At 67.1% G+C, this 17,288-nt stretch carries 16 protein-coding genes; 2 read left to right on the top strand and 14 right to left on the bottom strand.

The genetic code is table 11. The features are described from left to right. Positions 1–30 precede the first annotated feature (30 nt). The 5 genes from E0T84_RS02900 to mutA form a co-directional block, all read right to left on the bottom strand. Positions 31–1,296, bottom strand: a complete 1,266-nt coding sequence (locus E0T84_RS02900) for a serine hydrolase domain-containing protein (RefSeq protein WP_138743712.1) — start codon at positions 1,294–1,296, stop codon at positions 31–33. A 76-nt stretch (positions 1,297–1,372) separates the two neighbouring features. Beyond that, positions 1,373–1,714, bottom strand: coding sequence for a DUF4333 domain-containing protein (locus E0T84_RS02895; RefSeq protein ID WP_249383556.1), 342 nt, complete (start codon positions 1,712–1,714; stop codon positions 1,373–1,375). Between the two features lie 66 nt (positions 1,715–1,780). Further along, positions 1,781–2,755, bottom strand: a complete 975-nt coding sequence (meaB, locus tag E0T84_RS02890) for a methylmalonyl Co-A mutase-associated GTPase MeaB (RefSeq protein ID WP_070186015.1) — start codon at positions 2,753–2,755, stop codon at positions 1,781–1,783. Then, a complete protein-coding gene (gene scpA / locus E0T84_RS02885) occupies positions 2,755–5,010 on the bottom strand; it encodes a methylmalonyl-CoA mutase (protein ID WP_138743710.1) in 2,256 nt (751 codons plus the stop codon). Before scpA ends, meaB begins: the two co-directional genes overlap by 1 nt. 1 nt (position 5,011) lies before the next feature. Beyond that, positions 5,012–6,910, bottom strand: a complete 1,899-nt coding sequence (gene mutA, locus E0T84_RS02880; RefSeq protein ID WP_171054881.1) for a methylmalonyl-CoA mutase small subunit — start codon at positions 6,908–6,910, stop codon at positions 5,012–5,014. Positions 6,911–7,048: 138 nt separating this feature from the next. Between mutA and E0T84_RS02875 the strand changes: the two genes are divergently transcribed. Then, positions 7,049–7,810 carry a TVP38/TMEM64 family protein gene (locus tag E0T84_RS02875; RefSeq protein WP_212757693.1) on the top strand — a complete coding sequence of 254 codons (762 nt, stop codon included), beginning with the start codon at positions 7,049–7,051 and terminating at the stop codon, positions 7,808–7,810. A gap of 31 nt (positions 7,811–7,841) precedes the next feature. On the opposite strand, the gene E0T84_RS02870 is transcribed toward E0T84_RS02875, so the two are convergent. Both E0T84_RS02870 and E0T84_RS02865 read right to left on the bottom strand, forming a co-directional pair. Continuing rightward, positions 7,842–9,032: an SPFH domain-containing protein gene (locus E0T84_RS02870; protein ID WP_070186012.1), complete on the bottom strand. Its 1,191-nt coding sequence runs from the start codon at positions 9,030–9,032 to the stop codon at positions 7,842–7,844. Positions 9,033–9,068: 36 nt separating this feature from the next. Beyond that, on the bottom strand, positions 9,069–9,503 hold the full coding sequence (locus tag E0T84_RS02865; protein WP_070186011.1) for an NfeD family protein: 435 nt from the start codon (positions 9,501–9,503) through the stop codon (positions 9,069–9,071). Between the two features lie 57 nt (positions 9,504–9,560). Here E0T84_RS02865 and E0T84_RS02860 point away from each other — a divergent pair, with 57 nt between their 5' ends. Continuing rightward, a complete protein-coding gene (locus E0T84_RS02860) occupies positions 9,561–10,418 on the top strand; it encodes a hypothetical protein (protein ID WP_138743708.1) in 858 nt (285 codons plus the stop codon). Here E0T84_RS02860 and E0T84_RS02855 read toward each other — a convergent pair. The 7 genes from E0T84_RS02855 to ripB form a co-directional block, all read right to left on the bottom strand. Further along, positions 10,415–11,470, bottom strand: coding sequence for a ferrochelatase (locus E0T84_RS02855; RefSeq protein ID WP_138743707.1), 1,056 nt, complete (start codon positions 11,468–11,470; stop codon positions 10,415–10,417). The genes E0T84_RS02860 and E0T84_RS02855 overlap by 4 nt on opposite strands. A gap of 87 nt (positions 11,471–11,557) precedes the next feature. Continuing rightward, the gene (gene inhA / locus E0T84_RS02850; RefSeq protein WP_070186008.1) at positions 11,558–12,367 is read right to left on the bottom strand and encodes an NADH-dependent enoyl-ACP reductase InhA; all 810 of its coding nucleotides are present in this window, start codon (positions 12,365–12,367) and stop codon (positions 11,558–11,560) included. A 61-nt stretch (positions 12,368–12,428) separates the two neighbouring features. Then, positions 12,429–13,205 carry a 3-oxoacyl-ACP reductase FabG1 gene (fabG1, locus tag E0T84_RS02845; protein ID WP_070186007.1) on the bottom strand — a complete coding sequence of 259 codons (777 nt, stop codon included), beginning with the start codon at positions 13,203–13,205 and terminating at the stop codon, positions 12,429–12,431. 85 nt (positions 13,206–13,290) lie between these two features. Beyond that, positions 13,291–14,298, bottom strand: coding sequence for a VWA domain-containing protein (locus tag E0T84_RS02840; RefSeq protein WP_070186006.1), 1,008 nt, complete (start codon positions 14,296–14,298; stop codon positions 13,291–13,293). A 41-nt stretch (positions 14,299–14,339) separates the two neighbouring features. Further along, on the bottom strand, positions 14,340–15,287 hold the full coding sequence (locus E0T84_RS02835) for a DUF58 domain-containing protein (protein WP_070186005.1): 948 nt from the start codon (positions 15,285–15,287) through the stop codon (positions 14,340–14,342). Beyond that, positions 15,284–16,447, bottom strand: coding sequence for a MoxR family ATPase (locus E0T84_RS02830; RefSeq protein ID WP_070186004.1), 1,164 nt, complete (start codon positions 16,445–16,447; stop codon positions 15,284–15,286). Before E0T84_RS02830 ends, E0T84_RS02835 begins: the two co-directional genes overlap by 4 nt. A gap of 135 nt (positions 16,448–16,582) precedes the next feature. After that, positions 16,583–17,278, bottom strand: a complete 696-nt coding sequence (gene ripB, locus E0T84_RS02825; protein WP_070186003.1) for an NlpC/P60 family peptidoglycan endopeptidase RipB — start codon at positions 17,276–17,278, stop codon at positions 16,583–16,585. Between the last annotated feature and the right edge of the window lie 10 nt (positions 17,279–17,288).

Genomic DNA, 17,288 nt, shown 5'->3' with positions numbered 1-17,288 from the left:
GCCAGGCCGGCCGACATCGAGAAGGCGGGCCTATCCGGCCGCGGGCTTGGACACCTCGTATGGCGCAGCCCCGAGGTCCGGTACGGCGGCATACCCGCGCTCGCGGGCGCGAGCCACATCCTTGCGAATGAGTGCATTCAGACCCACGAAAGCGGCCATGTCGAGCACCATCGGGGTCAACAAGCGGTTGTGCACGAAGCCGACCGCCAGGCCGCTGGCCTGGTCCGCCCAGCCGACCGAACCGCCGAGCCCGACGTGCCCGAATCCGGGCATGATCCCGAACGGCACCGAGTGGTACCCGAGGTGAAAGCCGAGCGGCACCCCCAGGTTCCGGTCTGCGCGGATGCCAGATGAACCGGTCAGACCGTCCACCGTCGGTTCAGACAGGAATTCCAGGCCGTTGAGTCGGCCTCGGTTGGCGATTGCGCCGTACATCCTGGCCAGGCCGCGCGCCGTGGCCACGCCGTTGACCGCGGGCGCCTCGGAGTCCAGGAACGGGGTCTGCCCCTGAACCAGCGACATCACGCCGGGGAAATACATCGAGCCGAAAGCGCCGGAGAAGTTCAATGCGGCGACCCGGGGTGCCACGAAATCGAAGAAGTGGTTGGGCCAGCGCCGTTGCGGTCCCAGGATCTGCGCGGCACGGGTGGGGGCCTCCAGCGGTGGACGACCCAGGTGCACACCGTCGGTTCCCAACGGCTCGGCCAGTTCGACACGGAACAGCTCGCGCATGCCCTTCCCGGTCACCGCGCGGGCCAGACCCGACAACAGCCAGCCATAGGTCAGCGCGTGATAGGCCTGCCTGCCATAGAGCAGGGAGTTCACCGGTGCAGCGGCAATCCGGCTCTCCATCACCAGGTGGTCCAGCAGATCCGCTTTGCTGACCCCATTGAGCTGGGACAGCCCCGCTTCGTGCGCCATCACCTGCCGCACGGTGATGGTGGATTTGCCGTTGGCCGCGAAATCAGGCCAGTACGCACTCACCGGGACGTCGTATTCGAGCAGTCCGCGGTCGACCAGTCGGTGGATGACGGTCGAGGCCATCCCCTTCGTCGCGGAAAACACCATCGCGCCGGTATCGGCTGTCCAGTGCTGCTCACCCGCGCGATCCGAGTAGCCGGTCCAGACATCGACGACGGGCTCGCCGTCCTGAACGACCACCAGCGCTCCGCCGCCGTACTTCCGGCCGGGAAACAGCTTCGAGAACCCGCGGACCGTACAGGCGAAATTCCTGTCCGCCGCGCCCTGGACACCATGTGGGAGCGCCTCGTCGCGCTCACCGTTGTGATCGGTCACACAATTGAATTTACCTGGACCCCCGGCAAATTCCAGATGCGTTACCCACCTGTTAGCCCCGACCCGGGCCAACCGGTCACGAACTCGGCTTGTCGTCCACCTTGAAGTCCACGTTGACCTTGCCGGACTCGACAGCTTTGACCGTAGCCGTAACGCCGTACTTGGTGCCGTCCTTGGCTGTCAGCACACAATGCTGGGTGGTCCCCACCCTCCCGACGATTCCATCGTCGCAGGTCACAGACTTCGCCTTGCGCTTGGCCGCCGCCTCCAGCTTCTCCTTCGCCATGGTTTGCAGCTTGGTCTTGGACACCGTGGGCGCGGCACCGGGGGAACCGCCGTCACCACACCCGGTCAACACCGCACCACCGACCGTCGCGGCCGCCACGAGCACACGCAGTTTCGCCTTCACGTCCCTCATCTCCGGGTCAGCCCAGCCTTTCGCTTTCGTGTCGCTGCGAACAGCGTAGGTGCGGCCGCCAGGGTGTCAGCCGGCCGCGTCGATAATCTGCTGGGCGGCCAGCGCCGGCGTCACTTCGCCCTCTCGTACCCGGCGCTCCACCTCGTCACGGATGCTGCGCACGCCCGGATGCGACATCACGCGGTCCAGCACCGTGTCACGCACCATGGACCAGGTCCAGTCAACCTGTTGCGCGCGACGCCTCGCCTCGAACTCACCGGCCTCGGTGAGCACCTCACGGTGTTTGAGCACCGTGTCCCACAGCTGCGCCAGTCCTTGACCTTCGAGTGCACTCATCGTGAGAACCGGTGGACGCCAAAGTGTTTCACGCGGGTAGATCAGCCGGATGGCACCTGTCAGTTCCCGAGCAGCAGCCTTGGCCTCGATCGCGTGCTCGCCGTCGGCCTTGTTCACCACGATCACATCGGCCAGCTCGAGCACGCCCTTTTTGATGCCCTGCAACTGGTCGCCGGTGCGGGCCAGGGTGAGAAACACGAAGGTGTCGACCATGTTCGACACCGTGACCTCGGACTGCCCCACCCCAACGGTCTCGACCAGGATGACGTCGTAGCCCGCCGCCTCCAGCAGCACAATGGTCTCCCGGGTGGCCTTGGCCACCCCGCCGAGCGTTCCCGAGGTCGGCGACGGCCGTATGTAGGCATCGGGATGCACGGCCAGACGGGCCATCCGGGTCTTGTCACCCAGGATCGAACCGCCGGTCCGTGTCGACGACGGATCCACCGCCAGGACCGCAACCCGGTGCCCCGCGTCGATGAGGTACATCCCGAGCGCCTCGATGGTCGTCGACTTGCCGACGCCGGGCACCCCGGTGATGCCCACGTGGTGGGCATTGCCTGCGTCCGGCATCAGCTCCAGCAACAACTGCTGAGCCTGGTCACGATGGTCTGACCGAGTGGACTCGACCATGGTGATGGCCCGTGCCAGGGCCGCGCGGTCACCACTGCGGATGGCCGCGGCCAGTTCCTGAACTGAGACAGCCACTAGCCCAGCTGGTACCCGAGCCGGTCCGCCAGTTTCTGAAGCAAACCGATCGCCGCTTCGGCGATCACGGTGCCCGGCGGGAAGATCGCGGTCGCCCCGGCCTCGTACAGCTCGTCGAAATCCCCGGGCGGGATGACCCCGCCGACGACGATCATGATGTCGGGGCGGCCCACCTCGGCCAACGCGTCACGCAGCGCGGGCACCAGGGTGAGATGCCCCGCGGCCAGCGAGGACACCCCGACCACGTGCACGTCGTTGTCGGCGGCCTGACGGGCCACCTCCTCGGGGGTGGAGAACAGCGAGCCCACGTCGACGTCGAAGCCGATGTCGGCAAAGGCCGTTGCGATCACCTTCTGCCCGCGGTCGTGCCCGTCCTGGCCCATCTTGGCCACCAGGATGCGTGGCCGTCGGCCGTCGGCCTCGGCGAACTTACCCACCAGGTCCGTCGCGGTAGCGATGTTGCTGCCCTTTCCAACCTCGTCGCGGTAGACGCCCGAAATCGTACGGATCTCGGCCTGGTGGCGTCCGTACATCTTCTCCAGAGCATCCGAGATCTCACCGAGAGTGGCCTTGGCGCGGGCGGCGTCGATGGCCAGCGCCAGCAGGTTGTTACCCAGCCCGTCCTCACCCGCCGTGCCGCTGGCCTCGGCGGCCCGGGTCAGCTCCGCCAGCGCAGCCTGGGTCGCCGACTCGTCGCGCTCGGCCCGCAGCTGCTGCAACTTGGCCAGCTGTTCGGCCCGCACACGGCTGTTCTCGACCTTGAGGACCTCGATCTCCTGGTCCTCTTCCACCTGGTACTTGTTGACGCCGATCAGCGGCTGCGCACCGGAATCGATCCGGGCCTGGGTGCGGGCGGCAGCCTCTTCGATACGAAGCTTGGGGATGCCATCGCTGATGGCCTGCGCCATCCCGCCGTGTTCGGCGACCTCCTTGATGTGGGCCCGCGCGCGGTCGGCCAGCTGATGCGTCAGCCACTCGACGTAATACGAACCGCCCCACGGGTCGATGGGCCGCGTAGTGCCCGATTCCTGCTGTAGCAACAACTGCGTGTTGCGTGCGATGCGGGCCGAGAAGTCGGTGGGCAGTGCCAGCGCCTCATCCAGGGCGTTGGTGTGCAGCGACTGGGTGTGGCCCTGGGTGGCGGCCATCGCCTCGATGCAGGTGCGCGCCACGTTGTTGAACACGTCCTGCGCGGTCAGCGACCATCCCGAGGTCTGTGAATGGGTCCGCAGTGACAGCGACTTGTCGTTCTTGGGATCGAACTGGGCTACCAGTTCACTCCACAGCAGGCGGCCGGCACGCAGCTTGGCCACCTCCATGAAGAAGTTCATCCCAATACCCCAGAAGAAGCTCAGCCGGGGTGCGAATTTGTCGATGTCCAGGCCGGCGTCCAGGCCCGCCTTGATGTACTCGACACCGTCGGCCAGCGTGTAGGCCAGCTCCAGATCGGCTGTCGCCCCGGCCTCTTGGATGTGATAGCCCGAAATCGAAATCGAGTTGAACTTCGGCATCTTGGCGCTGGTGTAACCGAAGATGTCCGAGATGATCCGCATCGACGCCTTGGGCGGATAGATGTAGGTGTTGCGGACCATGAACTCTTTGAGGATGTCGTTCTGGATGGTCCCGGCGAGCTTCTCCGGCGGCACACCCTGTTCCTCGGCGGCGACGACGTAGAGCGCCAGGATAGGCAGCACCGCGCCGTTCATCGTCATCGACACACTGACCGTGGACAGGTCGATGCCGTCGAACAACTGCCGCATGTCGAGGATGGAATCGATTGCCACACCGGCCATTCCGACGTCACCCTGAACGCGCGGATGATCCGAGTCATACCCGCGGTGGGTGGCCAGGTCGAAAGCCACCGACAACCCCTTCTGACCGGCGGCCAGGTTGCGCCGGTAGAACGCGTTGGATTCAGCAGCGGTGGAGAACCCGGCGTACTGCCGGATGGTCCACGGCTGGTTGACGTACATGGTCGGGTACGGCCCGCGCACGAAAGGCGGCGCGCCGGGGAAACTGTCGAGCGGATAACCGGCCTCGGCAACCTCGTCGCGGTCGGCAGCGATGTACACGGGCTTGACGTCGATGCCCTCGGGTGTCGCCCAGGTCAACTGGTCGGGGGTGTAACCGTGCGCCGCCGCGGCCGCCGCGACATGCTTCTCGACGGCCTCCGGGGTCGCCGGCTGGGCCGGGGCATCCCCGTGCAGTGGGACGTCGGCGAAACTACGGATCTCTGATCCTGTTGTGGCAGTCATCTCAGGCCCCCAGTCCGGTGATCAGGTTCGACAAAGCTTGGACGGCATCGATTTTGGCGGTCAGGTACCCGTCAGGTTTCGAATCGGCTTCGGCCACGGCCTTTTCCGGGCCGGCCAGCAACACCTCGCGGACACCGGCGGCGTGGGCGGCCGCCACTGCACCGGAGGCCTCGGCGCCATAGCGCGCGTCGGTGCCGCAGAGCACCGCCACCGTCGGCGATCCGGCTTCAGCGACGACTCCGGCGATCGCGGCGGTGTCGACGGTGCCCGGATTGATCGCCTCGATCCCGCCGGAAGCCAGCAGGTTCGACGCGAATGTGGTGCGGATGTTGTGCTCGGCCAACGGCCCCAACGGCAGTAGCAGAACCTTGGGGCGGGAACCGGTGGCGGCCAGGAACGCATCCGAGCGGTCGCGCAGGGCCTCGAACCCAGCGGCGTACCGAGCGATCGACGGGGCCGAAACGCCCTGCGGTAGCGGTTTTTCGTCCAAGTTCGGGAATTCGTTCACACCAGTGACGGCGGTGCGGCGGTGCGCGATGTCATCACTGCGTCGCGCCGCGACCTCGGCGATCTGGGCGGCGACGTAGTCGCGTGCCGCGACAAACCCGCCCCGCGCCTCGATGTCCTGGAAGTGCGCCCAGGCCTGCTCGGCAAGTTCAGCGGTCAGGTCCTCGACAAACCACGAGCCACCGGCAGGGTCCAGCACCTGACCGATGTGCGACTCCTCCAGCAGCAGCAGCTGGGTGTTGCGGGCGATACGGCGGGCGAAGCTGGTCGACGTCCCGTCCAAGCCCTCGGGAATCGCCGCGTCGAACGGATGCACCTGCACGGTGTCGGCTCCCCCGACGCCCGCGGAGAACGCCGCCAGCGTGGTGCGCAGCATGTTCACCCACGGGTCGCGCTGGGTCATCATCGGCAGCGAGGTCACCGCATGGATTCGGGCGGCACCGGCGTCGGGCACGCCGACCACCTCGGCGACCCGCGCCCACAGCTGCCGCGCCACGCGCAGCTTGGCGATGGTCATGAACTGATCGTCATCGGCGGCGTAGCGGAAACTGATCTGCCGCAACGCATCCGGTGTCGCCACCCCACCGTCGCCGAGGATCCGCAGGTAGGCAACCGCGGCGGCGATCGAACCGGCGAGTTCCCAGGCCGCACTGGCGCCCAGGTTGTGGAAAGCCGGGCCGTCGACGGTGATCGCGCGGACGCCACCGGCGTGCGCGGTGAGCTTCGGGACGGTCGCGAGCAAGTCCGAGTCATCGGCCGTAGCTGAATTGTCGGCTCCGCCGACGGTGGGTCGCCCGGACAGCGGCGCGGTCAGCGGGTCGGCACCGAGGTCGATCGCCAGCCGCGACCGCTGGTCGTCATCGAGGTCTTCGAGCAGGGGCAACACCGCGTCGGCAGCGGTCGCCAGGTCCGCTCCGGCAGCCCCGACGCCTTCGAAGATCACCGGCACCAGATCCAGGAACACGCCGTCGAGCAGCCGGTCCAGCTCGCCCAGGGCGATACCGCCCTGACCACCGACCCGCAGCGCCAGGGCGCTGGCGCCCTCGGTCAAAGCCACCAGCACCGCACCGTTGACCGTTCCCGCCGCGCTCCCTGCGACAGCGGGGAAACTCTCGACGACCCTCCAGCCGGACTTCACGTCACGAAGGGCGTCGCCCCCGCGCACGAACGGCCACTGACCCGGCAGACTGGTCTCCGGATGTGCGTCCAGGCTCGTGTAAAGCGGCCGGATCGCGAAACCCTCGTAGGTCTGCGAATCCAGCAGGCGCTCCGGCTCGGCAGGCAGATCGGCAACGTCGCGCCGACTGCTCTTGGCCAGCACACCGGCGACGGCCGTCCGCCACTGCTGACGGTCCGACTCGACCGCACTACTCCCCTGTAACGACACCCGCATCTCCTGTTATCGCAGCGTGTGACCTACCCACTTGCCCATCAGGCTAAATGATCGCCATCACGACGCTGACCGCTGGTGGGCGGACTCGCGGTTACACCCAACGGTGCCCGAGGCCGCCGGCCCGTACTGTTGTAAAACGTGAAACCCGTCGTCAGAACCCTGCGCATGGTGCGCGCCGCGGTCATCGCGACGGCTTCCCAATTGCCGCCCCGGCGGATCGTGGGCCTGCTGGCCGGCATTGTGATTCTTGTCGCAGTGGCCGTACTGGTTCCGTTGCCAACTGCCATGCAGATGCGGGATTGGGCCACCTCGGTAGGGCCTTGGTTCCCGATGGCGTTCCTCGGCGCCCACATCCTGGTGACGGTCTTCCCATTCCCCCGCACGGCGTTCACCCTGGCCGCCGGCCTGCTGTTCGGTCCCGTGCTGGGGGTGGTGATCGCCGTGGTGGCCAGTGCGGTCAGCGCGGTGCTCGCCCTGTTCCTGATCCGCGCGGCGGGCTGGCAGCTCAACCGCCTGGTGCCCCATCCCCGGATCGACTCATTGGATACCCGGCTGCGTCGCCGCGGCTGGCCGGTGGTGCTGTCCATGCGGTTGATCCCGGCGGTGCCGTTCTCGGTACTGAACTACGCGGCCGGGGCGTCGGCCGTACGGGTCGTGCCCTACACGCTGGCGACGCTGGTGGGGCTGTTCCCGGGCACGGCTGCCGTGGTGATCTTGGGTGACGCGTTGACCGGGAACATCAGCCCGGCGCTGATCCTGGTGTCGCTGAGCACTGCCGGACTCGGCGTCGCCGGACTGGTCTATGAGATGCGCCTGCACCGCCGCGAGCGCGCCCGGCTGCAGGCCGATGCCGATGCGCTGCCGTCGGTGGGAATCTCACCCACGCTCACCGAGCCGTGAACAGGTCCTCGACCAGCAGTTGACCCGTGTTCTAGGGGGCCCGGTGGGTGCCACCGCCGAGTTCGTTGGGCGCCGGATGCTCCAATGACGACAGGGTCGGCGTGGCATTCAGTGGCGGAGTGGTCGCCCGCGCCTCAGCCTCGGCCTTGGCCACGGCCTGAGCGATCGCCGGATCGGTCTCGGTGGAGAACCAGTCGGCGACCTCCTCGCTGTCGTCCTCGGGCTTGGGCAGATCCTCGTCGACGGGCGACGGGGTGTACCTGAACACGCCGTCTTCACCGGGCGCACCGAGCATCTTGGTGAAACCCTGCAGTGCCGAACCGAAGTCGCTGGGCACCAGCCAGACCTTGTTGGCCTCGCCCTTGGCCATCTGGGGCAGTGTCTGCAGGTACTGGTATGCCAGCATCTCCGGGGTGGGCCGGCCGGCCTTGATCGCGGCGAAGGTCTTCTCGATGGCCTTGGCCTGCCCCTGGGCCTGCAGGTACTGTGCGGCCCGCTCGCCCTGGGCGCGCAACATCCGGGACTGACGGTCGGCCTCGGCGGCCAGGATCGCGGCCTGTTTGGCACCCTCGGCGGCCAGGATCTGCGACTGCTTCTGCCCTTCGGCCTGCTTGATCGACGACTCCCGCACACCCTCGGCGGTCAGAATCATGGCCCGCTTGTCGCGATCGGCCTTCATCTGCTTTTCCATCGACTCCTGGATCGACGGTGGCGGGTCGATGCTGCGCAGCTCGACTCGCGCCACCCGCAGGCCCCACCGGCCGGTCGCCTCGTCGAGTACACCGCGCAACTGAGCGTTGATCGAGTCGCGGGAGGTCAGCGTCTGTTCCAGGGTCATGCCACCGACCACGTTGCGCAGCGTGGTGGTGGTCAACTGTTCGACACCGACGATGTAGTTGCTGATCTGGTAGACCGCCGCCTGTGGGTTGGTCACCTGGAAATAGACGACGGTGTCGATGTTGAGCGTCAGGTTGTCCTCGGTGATCACCGGCTGCGGCGGGAAGGACACCACGCGCTCACGCAGGTCCACCCGGGCCCGGATCCGATCGATGAACGGGACCAGCAACGTCAGCTGACCGCTCACCGTGCGGCTGTAGCGGCCGAGGCGCTCGATCACCGCGGCCTCGGCCTGGGGAATCAGCGCAACCGATTTGGCCACGACGATGATCGCGAACACGACAAGGACGAGCAGCAAGACCAGCCCGGCTACAGCACCTTCCATGGTGAATCCTTTCTGGTACTAAGTCGATTTGAAGCGCTACATCGTTTTGAAGACCACCGCGGTCGCGCCGTCGATCCTCACCACGGTCACCTGGTCACCGGGTTCGTACACATCGTGGTCGTTGAGAGGGCGCGCCGTCCAGACCTCTCCATCGAGCTTGACCTGCCCCTCATGCTGGGTGACCCGGTCCAGCACCAGGGCAGACTTGCCTTCGAGTGCCTTGACCGGCTCGGGAAGCCCTCGGCCGAGCTCGAACCGGCGTCGCAGCGCCGGCCGCACCAACACCAGCAAGAGCACCGACACCACCAGGAACACCACACCGTCGGCCCACAACGGCAGGTCGAACAGCCAACTGGACCCGCTCGCGGCCAGCGCACCGCCTGCCAGCATCAGCAAGAACATGTCGCCCGTCAGCGCTTCTGCCCCGGCGAGTCCCAGCGCCAGGATGAGCCAGATCAGCGGTAACGGCATGCGCCCACCCTAGCGAATCCGGCTTGATCGGCGGCCGACAATTACACTGCCAAGATCATGTGGTGTCCAAGTGCAACGCTTTCAATGTGGGCCAACGCCTGGCTCGCCGGCGCAGCCGCGCCCGACGACGTCCTCGACGCGTTATCCCAATGGGCACCAATGCATTCTGTGACCGCCTACGACTCGCAGGCCGCGGTCCGCACCGGACTGCCCTGGCCCGAGTTGGAGGACTCCGGTTCAGTGTCGCTGCTACAGACCCTGCGTACTTCCGTCGGCAGATCGGGCACGAGGCCCTCGATCAGGGTGGCCTTGCCGGTCCCCGGCGACGTCCGCGGATTGCCTGCGGGCTCGCAGTTCCAGCGGGATGCGTTGACGGTCGGCGAAGCGGTGCTGGTGACCCATGACGAACTGGACGGGGTCGGGCTGGTACCGGAATTCGAGTACTTCGAATTCGACGACGCCGAAACCCAATCCACCTTCGAGCCCGAGCCGCGGGCCCTGTCGTGGACCGTGTACTCGCTGCCGCTGTTGGCGCCACCGCAGCACTACGATCTGGGTGAGGCCGAGTACGAGTTGCGCTCGGCGGTGCGGTCGGCCGCCGACACCCTGATCGCGCTGCGGGCCGGCGTCGGTGTCGGTGTCGATGATCCCCGCGGCATGGTGGAAGACATCCTCGAGGCCGGCCGGATGCATCCGATCCCCGACCACGCCCCGGCCCGGGCAGTGCGGGTGCTGGAGAACGCCGCCCACGTGGAGGCGATCATCTCGGTGAGCTCGGGGCTCATGCCGATCGGTCTGCAGAGCTCCTCGGAGGTGCAGATCGCCGGCGATGCCATGCGACCATTGGCCCAGGTGGTGCGCTCGGCTCGGCTGGCCGCACTCGAAGCCATCCTGCAATCCGCCTGGCGGGACTAGCTTTTCGCCTGCCGACCCAACGAGGCAGCGCCGCAGCAGTGCGGTGAGCAGGGCTCACCGTTGACACTGCATCCGTAACCGGGAACCGGATCGGGACCGACCACCCGCACGGGCTCCGACCCGGTGCGCAACTCCTGGATCAAGCCTGCGGCCAACCGGGCGAAACGCGGGTCTGCATTGGGTGTGCGGGCGCGCGCGAAGGCGATGCCCGCGTTCTCGGCCTGCAGTCGCAGCTCGTAATCGAGATCCCACACCACCTCGATGTGGTCGGCGACGAACCCGATCGGGCACACGATGACCGCGCGAGTCCCCTTCTGCCCCAAAGCCGTCAGGTGATCGGCCACGTCGGGCTCCAGCCACGGGATCCGGGCCGGGCCCGATCGCGACTGCCATACCTGGTCGAAATCCGGATATCCCGCGGCGGCGGCCACCAACCGGGTCGCATAGCCGACCTGCCGGCTGTAGAGCCGAGGACCGTGCTTTTCGTCGGCCGCGATGGGTATCGAGTGCGCGGTGAACACCAGCCGTGCCTCATCGCGAAGGTCCGCCGGGAGGGTGGCGGCCGCTGCCGAGATCGCCTCGGCGAACATCTCCACAAGCAGCGGATGGTCGAAGTAGTGCCGCAACTTGACCAGTTCCGGGGCGTCGTCGCCGGCCGCGGCCCGCGCCCGGGCGATGTCCTCGACGTACTGGGTACAGCTGGAGTATCCACCCCAGGCCGATGTGGTGAACACCGCGGCTCGTCGAATACCGTTGTCCCGCATGGCCACAACCGTGTCTTCGACATACGGTTGCCAGTTCCGGTTACCGAAGTACACCGGAATGTCGGGCAACTGCACCCGCAATTGCTCGATCAGGGCCCGGTTGATCCCGTTGATCGGTGACACCCCGCCGAAATGCAGGTAGTGCTCGGCGACGTCGGCCAACCGCTCGGCCGGGATACCGCGGCCACGGGTGACGTTCTCCAAGAACGGCATCACCTCGTCGGGCGCCTCCGGCCCCCCGAAGGACAACAGCAGAACGGCGTCGAAGCCTGGTTCATCGATCGCCATGATTGCGCCTCTCTAGACGGCGAAACCGCATTCCGGCCGGGTTTGTGCGAGTGCACGTGTGCCGGAATGCGGTTTCGGCAGAGCTCATCAGAGCAGCTGGGTGCTGGCGCCGCCGTCGGCGTAGATGATCGATCCGGTGGTGGCGGGCAGCCAGTCGGACAGCAACGCACACACCGTCTTGGCCACCGGGGTCGGGTCCTTCATGTTCCAGCCGATCGGAGCGCGCTGATCCCAGCCCTCTTCGAGGAGCTGCATCTGCTGACCGGCCTCGTCGCCCAGGGCGCCACCGACGATCGCGCTCATGGCCAGCGTCCGGATCGGACCCGCCGCGACAAGGTTCGACCGCACGCCGAACGGACCGGCCTCGCGCGCCACGAACCGGTTGACCGACTCCAGGGCACTCTTGGCCACCGTCATCCAGTTGTAGGCCGGCATCGCCCGGGTCGGGTCGAAGTCCATGCCGACGATGCCGCCACCGGAATTCATGACCGGAAGCAGGGCCTTGGCCAGCGAGGCGTACGAGTAAGCCGAGATGTGGATGCCCTTGGCGACGTCCTCGTAGGGAGCGTCGAAGAACGGGTTGACGCCCATGCCGCTCTGCGGCATGAAGCCGATCGAGTGCACCACGCCGTCGAGCTTGTTGCCCGCGCCGATGGCTTCGGTGACCCGGTCCGCCAGGCTCGCCAGGTGCTCCTCGTTCTGCACGTCGAGTTCCAATAAGGGAGCCGAGCTCGGAAGTCTGTCACAGATGCGCTGGATCAGTTTCATCCGGTCGAACCCGGTGAGCACCAGTTCAGCGCCGGCCTCCTGGGCCACCTTGGCGATGTGGAACGCGATCGACGAGTCCGTGATGATCCCGGTGACCAGAATGCGCTTGCCTTCGAGCAAACCTGCCATTGTCCTGACTCCTACTTCGGTGAAGAGTTGTTGAAAGTTTTTGCGATCCAGGGGTTTTGGATCAGTGCCCCATACCCATACCGCCGTCGACGGGGATCACCGCACCGGCGATGTAGCCGGCATCCTCGGAAGCCAGGAAGCTGACCGCCCCGGCGACCTCCTCCGCGGTGCCGACCCGCTTGGCCGGGATGAAATCCAGGGCGCCGGCCTGGATGCGCTCATCCAGGGCTCGGGTCATCTCGGTGTCGATATAGCCGGGCGCCACGACGTTCGCGGTGACACCGGCCTTCGACAGCTCCCGGGAGATCGACCGGGCCATCCCGATCAGGCCGGCCTTGGCGGCCGCATAGTTGGCCTGGTTGCCGATTCCCCACATCCCCGAAACCGAGCCGATGAAGATGATCCGGCCGAAGCGCTTGCGCTGCATGCTGCGCGACGCGCGCTGGGCCACCCGGAACGCCCCGGTGAGGTTGGCGTTGATGACGTTCTCGAAGCGCTCCTCGGTCATCCGCATGAGGAACGCATCCTGGGAGATACCGGCGTTGGACACCAGCACCTCGACCGGCCCTTGGTGCTCTTCGACCTCTTTGAACGCCCGGTCCACGGCTGCGTTGTCGGTCACGTCGCACACGACGCCGAACAGCCCCTCGGGCGCTCCCGATCCACGGTGGGTGACGGCGACCTTGTGCCCATCGGCGGCCAGGCGCTGCGCGATCGCCAGGCCGATCCCCCGGTTTCCACCGGTGACCAATACGGAACGGGGAACGAAAGCCGGTCGACCGCCGGATTCAGCGGTGGTGGCTTCGGTGTCGGCGTTCGAGACAGCAGCGTCACTCATGCCCGTCAACTTATCTCCTCACCGGCAGCGTCTGAAAATCGCATCACCCGCGTTGAGCGCGATGCGCGGGGACGGGACGGGCCACCTAGCCAGGCAGTCTGCGGTTGATCAACAGGGCTGCCACACCGGCGACGGCGAGCACCAACGCGCCGAGCCGCAGCCAGCCGAGGCTGGCGTCACCCTTGATGGTCTCGTAGCCGATCTGCTGCTGCAGGGACGTGAACACCTGCTTGAGCTGTTCGAGGCTGGACGCGGTGAACGCGTCACCGCCCGACAGTTTGGCGATCTTGCCGAGCATCTCGTCGTCGACCGGCACCGGCTGGCGCTGGTCGTTGATCTCCACGTAGCCGTAGGGGGTGCCGAAGGACACCGTGGAGATCGGAACTCCCTGGTCCTTGGCGGTGCGCGCCGCGGTGTATGCGCCCTTGGGGTTGTCCGGGTTCGACGGCACGGTCTCCTTGCCGTCGGACATCAGCACGATGCGCGCGGGCGGCCGCTCGTCACCGCCTCCGATCACGGCACCGACGGTGGCGATCGCCTGCAGCGCCGTGAAGATGCCCTCACCGGTGGCGGTCCGGTCGGCCAGCTGCAGCTTGTCCAGACCGTTCTTGGTGGCCTCACGGTTGGTGGTCGGCTGCACCAGCACGGTCGCGGTGCCGGCGTAGGCGATGAGGCCGAGGTTGATCCCCGGCGTGAGCTGGTCGGCGAACTGCTTGGCGGCTTCCTGCGCGGCGGCCAACCGGCTGGGCGCAACGTCGGTCGCACGCATCGACTGCGACACGTCGACGACCAGCATCACCACTGCGCGGTTGCGCGGAATCCGCACATCGTGGGTGGGGCCGGCCATCGCCACCGTCAGGAGAACGAGCGACACCGCCAGCAGGGCCGCGGGCAGATGCCGCCAGCGGGTGGGTTGCTTGGGCGCCACGCTTTCGAGCAACTCCATGTTGGCGAACCGCAGGATCCGCTGCTTGCGTGCGCGCTGGACGAATACGTAGTACGCGATCAGACCGAGCACGACGAACAGGAACAGGAACCACCACGCGTGCGCAAAGCCCGTCAGGCTCATCGGACCGAGAATCGGTAATGTCATGTGCTAGAAGTCATTTCGGTTGATTGCTGATTAAGCTTTCTCTACCGCTGGCCGGCCAGGGCGCCGCGCCGCCGGTTCGCCACGAACCGCACCACGTCGGCGATCCAGTCCCGGTCGGTGCGCAGACTCAGCAGCGGTGCGTCACAACGGCGCAAGGTGCGGGCCACCTCCTCGCGGTGTGCCGCGGCCGCCCGCTCGAAATCGCTGCGAAGTTGTTCGTCGATGGTGAACTCCCGGGTGACACCGGTCTCGGTGTCCTGCAGCACCACATCGCCGACAGGGGGCAACTCGACGTCGCGCGGATCGAGGATCTCGATGCCCAGCACCTCGTGGCGCCCAGCGATGGCCCGCAACGGGCGCATCCAGTTGATCGGTCCGAGGAAGTCGCTGATGATCACCGCCATGCCGCGCCGGCGCTCGGGACGACGCAAGGCATCGATGGCGGCCGCCAGATCGCCGCGCACCCCGGTCGGGGCCTTGGGCGTGGTGGCGATCGCCCGCAGCAACTCCTGCTCGTGCACCCGCCCGCTCAATGCCGGGACCCGGCGCACGGTGTCACCGTTGGCGATGATCGCGCCGATCCGGTTGCCGCCACCGCTGTTGAGAAACGCGATCGCCGCCGCGGCGGCCACTGCCAGATCCCGCTTCTCACAGGTCGTGGTACCGAAGTCCAGGCTGGCCGACATGTCCACGACCAGCCAGGTCTCCAGTTCGCGGTCGGCGATCATCTGTCGCACGTGCGGCGTCTGGGTCCGCGCCGTCACCGACCAGTCCATCCGGCGCACGTCGTCACCGGGCTGGTAGATCCGCGAGTCTCCCGGCTCTGATCCCGGACCCGGGATCAGACCGAGGTGGTCGCCGTGCAGAACCCCGTCGAGCTTGCGCCGCACCGTCAACTCGAGCTTGCGCAACGCCGCCGTCAAGGCGGGGTCCCGGATCTCCCCGCGCTTCAGGGACGGCAGGTCTACGGTGCGTCGGGAAGTGGTCACCGACCACCCGCCGCGCCGGCCCCGGCGGGAACGGCGGGCGCAACCGAATGCCCTTGCTGCGGAAGTGCATTCACCTGGGGCAGGGCCACCGTCTGCAAGATCCGGTTGACCACGGTCTCTGCCGAGACCTCGTCGGCCAGCGCGTCGTAGGTCAGCACCAGGCGGTGACGCAACACATCCGGAATCACCTCTACGACATCCTGCGGGATGACGTAGTCACGGCCGCGCACCAACGCCAGCGCGCGGGCCGCCGAGATGATGCCGAGCGAGGCACGCGGCGATGCGCCGTAGGCGATCCACGCCTTCGCGTCGGGCATGCCGAACTTCTCGGGTTCACGCGTGGCGGTGACGATGCGCACCACATAGTCCACCAACGCGTGGTGCACGAAGGTGTTGGCCGCCAGCTCCTGCAAGCGCAGCAGGTCACCGGTGTTCAGGATCTGCTTGGGCTCCGGGGGCTTGACACCCATCCGGTAGATGATCTCGCGCTCTTCCTCCGGCGTCGGGTAGTCGACGTTGAGCTTGAACAGGAAGCGGTCCCGCTGGGCCTCGGGAAGCGCGTAGACGCCTTCCTGCTCGATCGGGTTCTGGGTGGCCATCACCAAGAACGGGCTGGGCAACGGGAAGGTCTTGCCGCCGATCGAGATCTTGCGCTCGGCCATCACCTCCAGCAGTGCGGACTGCACCTTGGCCGGCGCGCGGTTGATCTCGTCGGCGAGCAGGAAGTTGACCACCACCGGGCCCAACTCGATGTCGAAGTCTTCCTTGCCCTGCCGGTAGATGCGGGTACCGATGATGTCGGTGGGCACCAGGTCCGGGGTGAACTGGATGCGGGCGAACGTGCCGCCGACCACCTTGGCGAACGTCTCGACGGCCAGCGTCTTGGCCACCCCGGGCACGCCTTCGAGCAGCACATGCCCCTTGGCGAGCAGGCCGACGAGCATCCGCTCGACGAGCTGGTCCTGGCCGACGATGATCCGCTTGACCTCGAAGACGGCGCGTTCGAGGGTGTGCACCTCGGCCTGCAGGCTGCCGTTGGGCGCGGCCTGCGGGGCAGCCGGCGCGGCGTGGGAGCCGGTCGACCCGGGCGGGAAGCCCGGCGCCGGGCTCGAACCGGGATAACCTCCGGCGCCCTGCGGCGGTCCACTCGGTGACGTCATCAACTTCCTCCCACGGTGTTCGACTACAAAACGCTGGTCTAGCTCATTGTTCTAGCGGGCAATCGGGTGCCCGCCGACAACTATTCCAGGCACTTCGAGATCCGTCGACGCTGCCCGGAAGAGTTCAGGTTCCCCTCAGGATTCGATGATGCGGGCCGCATAGGGCTGGATGCCCGCGGTGCGGACCGGGCTCACCGTGACGCGCTCCGCACTGCCCGATGCCTCCAGCATCTTGCCGCCGCCGAGGTACATCGCCACGTGCTGGCTACCGCCGGGGCCCCAGAACAGCAGGTCACCGCGCTTCGCCTGAGCCACCGGCACCCGGCGGCCGGTCTTGTACTGATCACCCGAATACTTCGGAATCTGCACACCCACGCCGGCGAACGCGTACCGGGTGAAGCCCGAGCAGTCGTAGCCGACCTTGCCGGCGTCGTAATCCACGCCGGGGCCGGGACCGGTCAGCGTGCCACCGCCCCACGAGTAGGGCACCCCCATCTGCGAGCCTCCACGCCGGATCACGTATTCGATGGCTTGTGGGCCGCGGACGCGACCGCCCGGGAATGTCGAGGCGGCCTGTTTGGGGGCCAGGCCGATGGATTGCAGGAACTGCTGACCGAGGTTCTGGGTGGTCTGCAGCGCGATCTGGCTGACCTGGAACGAAGCGTTGGCGATGGCGACCGGGTCGCCGGGTGCCCCGGAGCTGACGATCTTCGGGAGGGTGGGATCCCATTGCCCGTCGTCGGGTGCGGCGTTGGCCGGCGTCACCAGGCTGATCGCCGCGAACAAAGTTGCGGCGATCAGGGTCAGGCACCGTAAGGCGAAGGAGCGCAATGTTTTCCCA

The sequence above is a fragment of the Mycobacterium sp. DBP42 genome, from assembly GCF_005924235.1.
GTDB classification, from domain to species: domain Bacteria; phylum Actinomycetota; class Actinomycetes; order Mycobacteriales; family Mycobacteriaceae; genus Mycobacterium; species Mycobacterium syngnathidarum.
The sequence above is the reverse complement of the archived record's forward strand: the minus strand, read 5'-3'. Positions and strand labels throughout refer to the sequence as shown.

What these genes read in the sequence shown, in the direction of transcription:
- E0T84_RS02840 (WP_070186006.1), bottom strand. Translation starts at nt 14,298, where the DNA reads ATGACATTACCGATTCTCGGTCCGATGAGCCTGACGGGCTTTGCGCAC.
- E0T84_RS02870 (WP_070186012.1), bottom strand. Translation starts at nt 9,032, where the DNA reads ATGGAAGGTGCTGTAGCCGGGCTGGTCTTGCTGCTCGTCCTTGTCGTG.
- inhA (WP_070186008.1), bottom strand. Translation starts at nt 12,367, where the DNA reads ATGGCAGGTTTGCTCGAAGGCAAGCGCATTCTGGTCACCGGGATCATC.
- fabG1 (WP_070186007.1), bottom strand. Translation starts at nt 13,205, where the DNA reads ATGAGTGACGCTGCTGTCTCGAACGCCGACACCGAAGCCACCACCGCT.
- E0T84_RS02895 (WP_249383556.1), bottom strand. Translation starts at nt 1,714, where the DNA reads ATGAGGGACGTGAAGGCGAAACTGCGTGTGCTCGTGGCGGCCGCGACG.
- mutA (WP_171054881.1), bottom strand. Translation starts at nt 6,910, where the DNA reads ATGCGGGTGTCGTTACAGGGGAGTAGTGCGGTCGAGTCGGACCGTCAG.
- E0T84_RS02830 (WP_070186004.1), bottom strand. Translation starts at nt 16,447, where the DNA reads ATGACGTCACCGAGTGGACCGCCGCAGGGCGCCGGAGGTTATCCCGGT.
- E0T84_RS02860 (WP_138743708.1), top strand. Translation starts at nt 9,561, where the DNA reads ATGTGGTGTCCAAGTGCAACGCTTTCAATGTGGGCCAACGCCTGGCTC.
- scpA (WP_138743710.1), bottom strand. Translation starts at nt 5,010, where the DNA reads ATGACTGCCACAACAGGATCAGAGATCCGTAGTTTCGCCGACGTCCCA.
- E0T84_RS02865 (WP_070186011.1), bottom strand. Translation starts at nt 9,503, where the DNA reads ATGCCGTTACCGCTGATCTGGCTCATCCTGGCGCTGGGACTCGCCGGG.
- E0T84_RS02855 (WP_138743707.1), bottom strand. Translation starts at nt 11,470, where the DNA reads ATGGCGATCGATGAACCAGGCTTCGACGCCGTTCTGCTGTTGTCCTTC.